Raw genomic sequence first — 7419 nt, 5'->3', positions numbered from 1 at the left:
CGGCAGTACAATATTATTTTTTTAATTTAAGGTAATATTAATTACCTAGAAGATTTATTATAGGGTTATCGATAGCTATAGTATCGATTGGATTTATGGAAAATATTGACAAATAAATAAGTGTTAAGCATTAAGCATTAAGCAATAATTATATTATTAATGGTAATAAAAATTACCGAATAGGACGTGTCTTATAAGTCAAAAATAGCCTTTTTTGCTAACAATAGTCAGGTTAATGGTAATTATTAGTGAATAATGCCGCACAGAGGACACTAGAGATAAGTGACAGACTTAGCTAGAAAAAATAGCCGCAAGTCTTACTGAAAAGGATGCTGATAGTTAGGCTGATATTACCGTAGAAGATAAGCAGCACTTTATGCAAAATATCTATGTGAGCCTATTGAAAAATTCCGAAACCAAGCGCTATGAAGTGCAGTAATTTTTTAAGAGCTTGTGAAGACTTTAATAATGGACTGATTAACGGTAGACAGCTGCATGACCTTACTTTAAAACACGGCTTTAAATATGTATTGGATACTTTTCATACTGTAAACGCAAGAGCTGTTGATCGACAGTTTTTTGAGGTGCTGGATCAATCTTTTTATATTGATAAATGGATAAGTATAATAATTAAAAAACAAAGTAAAAAAATATATAAGGATAGTTTATGAAAAAAGTCGTGTTTATAGGTTATGGGTCAATGGCTAGAAAAGTACATCAGATGCTACCTGAGAACATTATACTCTCGACAATCTTAGCCAGTTCTAGAAGCGCAAACGAGATTAGGGCCGAGGTAGGAGAGTCTATCGAAGTGATTACTTCGGTAAGCGATTTATTAGCGGTCCCTGATTTAGCGGTTGAGATGGCAGGGCAGAGTGGACTCAAACAACATGCCATACAAATTTTAGATAAAGGTATCCCCCTTGGGATAGTTTCTGTAGGAGCCTTTACTGATGAAAAATTTGTGACATCGTTGCATGATACTGCTAAAAAAAGTGGCGTGAAAATCCATATTCTAGCCGGTGCTATAGCGGGTATTGATGGGATTAATGCTGCGAGTTTGGCAGGATTAGATAAGGTGGTTTATCAAGGTAGAAAGAACCCAGACAGCTGGAAGGGTAGTTATGCCGATGAGCTAATTGACTATGAAAATTTAAAGCAACCTTCAGTATTTTTTACAGGAAATGCTAGGGAAGCTGCGGCTCTATTTCCAGCTAACTCTAATGTTGCTGCAACTATAGCGCTGGCAGGTGTTGGACTAGACGATACACAAGTAGAGTTAATGGTTGATCCACTGCTCGAACATAATATCCATCATATAACTGCCCAAGGAGAGTTCGGTAAACTTGAGATTATCATGACTGGCTTACCGTTAGCTGAAAACCCTAAAACTTCAAGTCTAGCCGCCTTTAGCGCTTTACGTTTGTGCTGCGAGATCGATCAGGTTTTTCAATTTTGAGATAGGGTTTAAGGCAAGAGCGTTAACATCATATCTGTTGTGGTGTATATAGTGTGACTTTGTAGCATTTATGAATTATGAGTTTATATATGATCTACACCATAGCTGTACATTGTCTCACTAATTGCTAGGGAAACTCGCAGCCAAAACTAGTTGCTATTAATATTCTAATCATTGATATTACAATATATCCAATCGTAGTAGCTTAATTACTTGACTATTAATACATAACATATACCAATGATAATAAAGATTATTTGGTTGGCTTGAATCAAGGCTTAATTTACTAACGGTTACTTTAGGTACAGCTGTATATCTTATGTTATTAAAACATTCTCATAGACTAGATTGTCTCTTAACGTTCCTAATAAATAAAATAAGCAATGACCTTTTTTAGAAGTTGGTCTTCCTCCACTACAAGCTTAAGCTCTCGCCTTAGATACCTTGTTTCTCCAAGAGCGGTCATTAAATTATGAATTACACCTCTTAGTACCGACAAAATAAGTTTTATTGTGCGAATCAGATAGCGTTTACATCACGATTTTCAATCGTCGAGCGGTTGCAATCAAACTACCATTCTTATCCACTATCTTCTTGATAACTCGGATTGTTAATTCAATGATATAGACTTTCAGTTATGGCAATCTAGTATCAGGATGCTTAATTTGCCAATTGTATTTACAAAGTTTCTTTAGGATAGCCAAAGTTTAAAACGTATTCAGAAAAAAGCGTGAATGGAAGAGAGTAAAAATAAATTTGATTTGGTAGTTATATACTGCGTCACTATAAGACGCAGGACTGACTTTTCGTATTCCTAATCTATGTTGGTTCTGTTAGCTTAGTAGGTATTAAAACTAATAAGTTAGACAAGGCTGAATAGTGTGAATAACAGCTCTACAGACATTATTAAAAGACAACTGCTCATCATCCAACTGTTATTAGAGGGCAATTATGTCTCTACCAGACAAATCCAAGAGCACCTGCTGAAGGCAGGGATTGAGACTAAGCTGCGCTCCCTGCAAAGAGACTTAGCTGCTCTAGAAGAGATACTGCCTATTGAATGTCGTAAAGATGATAAGCCTTACAGTTGGCGATGGCAGCGTCTAGCTGATACTAGTGAACATTAACTGAGTTTGTCGCAAGCTATCGCTTTGAGATTTGTAGAAACAGAGCTGCGTGGCGTTATACCGGAAGATTTATATGACAGACTACAGCCTCTATTTATGAAGTCGCACTTTGTGACAGGGCTTTCTCAGTTAACGGACTTAATGTCAACCTCAGCAAAATCTAACACTGGAGTGGCAGCGCTAGACGATCCAAAACGCAACAGTCATAGCTCATTCAATATCATTGCCAGATCTCCTATGCAGCGTCTCTTAATGAAACTAAGAATTGAGCTTGAAAGACGTAAAAACCAGAAGGTATTGAAGCCTAACAAAACATCAGATATTTCTAGCCTATCCAGTAGTTTGCAAGTTGAGCCTGCTGACTATATAGCGCTGACTGAGAGTGATGTCACAGATTTACAAGCTATTAAAAAGTTTTTGACTAAAAAAGAACTGCATTCGCTAACTCAGCTATTAGAGAAGTGAGAACAAGCCATAGGATGATAAATAGCATATTTAAAAATCATCGCCAAAACAAAAGGTTATATAGTAGAATCGTATTAAAGTAGAGCTTGAGATAGATTAAAAAAATTAATATATCAAGTTTAGTTAACATAAACATAAAAGGAATTAATATGTTTGCCACACAGCAGATATTGCAAGAGAACTGGAATCAATTAATAACAATATTTGAGAGCTATAGCACAGCTGACTCTATTGAAGTTTATAGAGGCTCAATAGATGATTTCGTTATGAGATTACCCTTAGTAGGGGTATTCAGTGCTGGTAAGTCTTCTTTAATGAATGCTCTGGTTGGGGAAAAGCTACTGTCTATTGAAATCACTCCAGAGACAGCGTTAGCCACTGAGTTTTTTTATACAGATGGTCAGGAGAAGTTTATTGGGCATAAAGCCAATGGTGAAACCGTGATATTGAGCAAAGAGGAGCTTAGAACGCAAAACTTAGATGCCTTTATTGCTGCTGATGAGCAGGGTAGGCAAGGTTGGATTTCTGCTTATGTTAATGAAGAGCGTTTAGCCAAGTTTCCTCATGTGTCTCTCGTTGATTTACCTGGCTTAGATTCTAATTTCAGCAGCCATAATTTGGTCATCGATAACTATATTGATAAGAGTCTAGCGTATGCCATCGTAGTATCTATAGAAGATGGCGATATTAGAGAGTCAACGCAGCAGTTTCTGCGAGAGTTGAAGATTAATGACACGCAAGTGATTCTAATTATTTCTAAAGCCGATCTTAAACATGAAGATGACGTTGCTGCGGTCAGTAAAAAAATAGAGCAATCAATTACTGCTCTATTGGGTAAGGCACCGCTTAAAACAGTCACTATTTCCTCTAGAAAAAAACAAAACTTAGATGAGCTAATTGCCGCCTTCGTGTCGCTTGAAGCACAGTCAGAGGCAAGGTTTAACCAACTGGTTACCTCGCAAATCATTGCCAAGACCGCCTTTGTCAATAAAAGCTTAACCAAGCTACTAAGTACTGATGATATCAATATTGAAATGTTGGAAGCAGAAAAGCAGATGCTCAATGAGCAAATAGAGGCCTTTGAATTAAAGATTAAAAGTGATACCGAGCGTCTAGAGGAGCAAAGTCAGAGTATTACTAAAAATATATCAGATGATTTAAAAGGTAGGCTGACCGCCCAGCTGGATACCTTATCAGGCAAGTTATTAAGGCAAGAAGAGATAAGTACGTTGATTTTGAATACAGCGCGCTTAGCTATCTCCGAGGGGTTACAAAAAGAGCTAGCACCTCTAGTGAAGACCTACCTCAAAAATATTGAGACACAAATGCCTGAAAGTATTCAAATTGATATGCCAGAGCTCAATATGGATGCTATGTCGAGTGATGACTTTAATTTTAGCGACGTTGCTAGCGCATTAGGGCCTATCTTATTCCTACTCAAATTTAACCCTATCATCGCTACCATATCGACTATTGTCGTGCCAGTATTGGCTAAAGTAATTGATATGTTCAGAAATGAAAGTAAGAAAAAAGCGCAGCAGGAAGCTCAAAATGAAGCGGCTAGGAGTGCCGTATTAAACCAAGTGATACCAAGCGTTATGTACGATGTGGAAAAATCATTGACGAGTATTGTGGCCGATAACATCACTAATGCACAAATAAAGATTCAAGAGTTAATTGGCTCTCGCACTCAGCAGGTGCAGGCCCAAATTGAGCAAAAAGAGCAAGATATATTAGCCAGCAAAGAAGTCCAAGCTCAGCGTCATGCACAATACCTAGAAGATCAACAATACGTTGAAAGTTTGCTAACACAGCTCACAACTGCAATTTAGAGGTATTGAGGATAAATCATCATGACATACGAGATAGATTATAAAGCCAGGTACGAGTTTATGTGCCGAGCTAGCGCTAAGGATAATGATGCTGAGACCATATCGGCCTCTTTGAACCAGGACTTGCATGAGGTGGCAAATTATATTCGAGTTGATTTAGCGCAGCTGGCAAGACGGGGCTGTCCAGACAGCTTTGCGGATATACTGCGTAATATGGATATGGAGCTGATTCGATTTAGACAGTTTTGTGAGTTCTCTAGTTTGGCACAAAAGGTAGTGGTGGGCGTAGGAGGTAAGTTTAGCGCTGGTAAGTCTAGCCTTATCAATACGCTATTGGGTAAAAAGCAACTTATTACAGAGATTGATCCGACCACCTCACTGCCTACATATTTATTGCAAGGAGACAGCGATTCAATCACGGCGTTGAATCTATTCAATAAAAGAGTCAGTCTGAGCCATGATGAGTTTCAGAGCCTGACCCATGATGAAAAAGATAAGTATGGCAGTCAGATAGGCAGTCTGTTGAGCTCTGCATTCGTCAGTGATGTAGAGTTCCCATGGCAAAATTTAGCTATCTTAGATACCCCAGGCTATACCAAGCCAGAAGACAATGCGCATAGCGAACGCACCGATGAGAATATTGCTCGTTCGCAGTTGAATGCGGCTCAGTTTGTGATTTGGCTAGTATCCGCAGAAGATGGCACGATAAAAGAAGATGATTTGCAGTTCTTAGCTACGCTAAACAACAACATTCCAAAATTAATATTGGTAAATAAGTCGGATAAAAAAGCCCCAGAAGATATCGAGCAAATCGTTAGCTTAATCAAAAAGACATTGGCTAATAGAAACTTGCCCGTATTAGACGTTATTCCCGTGTCGCGCAAAAAGCGCAGCTATCCCATCGAGCCGGTCACTGATTGGTTTGATAAATGGAACAAAACGACTCGTGAAGTAGCATTTGCCAAAAACTTTAAACGCCAGTTTCATCTCTATGAGCAGTATCTAGAAAATGAGACGCGGCAATCCCACAGACAGCTCGATCGTCTCAACCGTATTTTGGCACTGTCAGATGATGAGAGCATCAGCGAAGATGCTACCAACCTACAAGTTGAGGTGAGAGCGCATTTAAGGTTTTTAGAAGCTATCGAAGCAGATCTTAAGCAGATTCAGCAGTTATTTTTTGCAAAGTTAAAGTCAGTCGGTGAGTATGTTGGTATTGATATCCCTGAGCTAAATATGTTGGACGAAATCGATTTAGGCCAAATAAATCTGTATGAAATCTTGTGTGAATTGCGAGAGCAGCAGGGTAAAAAATCAGCAAGCTATAGCTCGTTATTCTCAGCATTTACTTTACCTTCTGAGGTAAGAAATTTAGACTTATTATTGCGGCGTATTTCCCACAAGCATCAGTCCTTATTTGAGAGCTTTACTAATAATAGTACGGATGCAGAGGTAATAGGCACTCTACTAAGGCGAGATAGCCATCGCCTAGCGTTAGGGCATGGTTAATACTAATTTCAAGCACTACCTATACTTAGAGTAATTAAATATCAGACAGGGATAGTTATGACCATTACCAAAATAAGTACTTCTTTAGACAAGCTTCTGCATGATTTAAATAACTTGCAAATCAAACGTAGACCTTTGCAGCCTCACGTCACTCAAACTCTTAACGAGCCTGATAAACTGCTGTATGCCACAGTCCTTGTGACTCTGCTGACCAATCAAGATATCAGCGACGCTCAATCTAGGTTATTGGCTATGTTGTTAGACAGTATGGCTATGACTAATGACGTACAGAAACTATATGCCAATATTCCTAAATTGGATATTGAACAGCTAAAATTATTTTGTGAGTTGTGTGATAAACATAGCCTTGGTGCCAGCTTTTTGATGGATGTCCTGACGCTTTGTAGACTGGATAAAGCTTTAAATGAGCAACAGTCCAAGAGCCTGTCAGAATTGGTCAGTTTATTAAGCTTAGATGAGACAGCACTGCTAACTATATTGCATTTATCGAATAAAGTTCTGGGAGATATGATTTCTCCAACTGCAAAACTCAGTGAAACTAAGATAGAGGAGCTATCTAAGTTGAAAATTGACTTTGATTATCAGTCATTGAAGCCATGGCATGAGTTTAGCTATCAAGTGATGACTTTAGATGATCTTATAAAGGGGATCACTACAGGAGATTGGATCGTATTAGAACAGCAGAATGTAAATGAAGATATTATAATCAAAAATGCAACTATATTATTTGCAATAAATTCAAAAATTAATATAAACGGGAGTAAAAGTAAAAAACTCTCCTTTATTAAGGATTGTAATTTAATTAATGCGAGTATTAATTATAATAAGTCACAGAAAATCAATATAGATAATAGCTTTTTTTTAAATAGCAACTTAATGTTTAGTTCTGTTTTCGATGTAGATATATTTGATTGTAAGTTTATTAGTTATAAGCAATCGGATTTTATTTACAATTTAATTTTTGATGACTGTCAAAAGCTTTCTATTAATAATAATAACTTTACTT

6 protein-coding genes are annotated in these 7419 nt (G+C 37.6%); all 6 read left to right on the top strand.

What is annotated here, in order from left to right; all coding sequences use genetic code 11:
• Positions 1 to 667 precede the first annotated feature (667 nt).
• Positions 668 to 1459, top strand: coding sequence for an aspartate dehydrogenase (locus KPY62_RS13420; RefSeq protein ID WP_216583452.1), 792 nt, complete (start codon positions 668 to 670; stop codon positions 1457 to 1459).
• 881 nt (positions 1460 to 2340) lie between these two features.
• A complete protein-coding gene (locus tag KPY62_RS13415) occupies positions 2341 to 2586 on the top strand; it encodes a hypothetical protein (protein ID WP_216583451.1) in 246 nt (81 codons plus the stop codon).
• 24 nt (positions 2587 to 2610) lie between these two features.
• Entirely contained in the window at positions 2611 to 3051 is a 441-nt protein-coding gene (locus tag KPY62_RS13410) for a hypothetical protein (protein ID WP_216583450.1), read from the top strand.
• Positions 3052 to 3200: 149 nt separating this feature from the next.
• A complete protein-coding gene (locus KPY62_RS13405; RefSeq protein WP_216583449.1) occupies positions 3201 to 4883 on the top strand; it encodes a dynamin family protein in 1683 nt (560 codons plus the stop codon).
• A gap of 21 nt (positions 4884 to 4904) precedes the next feature.
• On the top strand, positions 4905 to 6392 hold the full coding sequence (locus KPY62_RS13400; protein WP_216583448.1) for a dynamin family protein: 1488 nt from the start codon (positions 4905 to 4907) through the stop codon (positions 6390 to 6392).
• Between the two features lie 57 nt (positions 6393 to 6449).
• Positions 6450 to 7419: hypothetical protein (locus KPY62_RS13395; protein ID WP_216583447.1), on the top strand; the 970-nt coding region annotated here is incomplete at its 3' end.

The organism is Psychrobacter sp. TAE2020, from assembly GCF_018919485.1.
Classification (GTDB): Bacteria; Pseudomonadota; Gammaproteobacteria; order Pseudomonadales; family Moraxellaceae; genus Psychrobacter.
Note: the sequence above shows the minus strand (reverse complement) of the source record. Positions and strands in the feature narration are given on the sequence as shown.

What these genes read in the sequence shown, in the direction of transcription:
- KPY62_RS13405 (WP_216583449.1), top strand. Translation starts at nt 3,201, where the DNA reads ATGTTTGCCACACAGCAGATATTGCAAGAGAACTGGAATCAATTAATA.
- KPY62_RS13420 (WP_216583452.1), top strand. Translation starts at nt 668, where the DNA reads ATGAAAAAAGTCGTGTTTATAGGTTATGGGTCAATGGCTAGAAAAGTA.
- KPY62_RS13400 (WP_216583448.1), top strand. Translation starts at nt 4,905, where the DNA reads ATGACATACGAGATAGATTATAAAGCCAGGTACGAGTTTATGTGCCGA.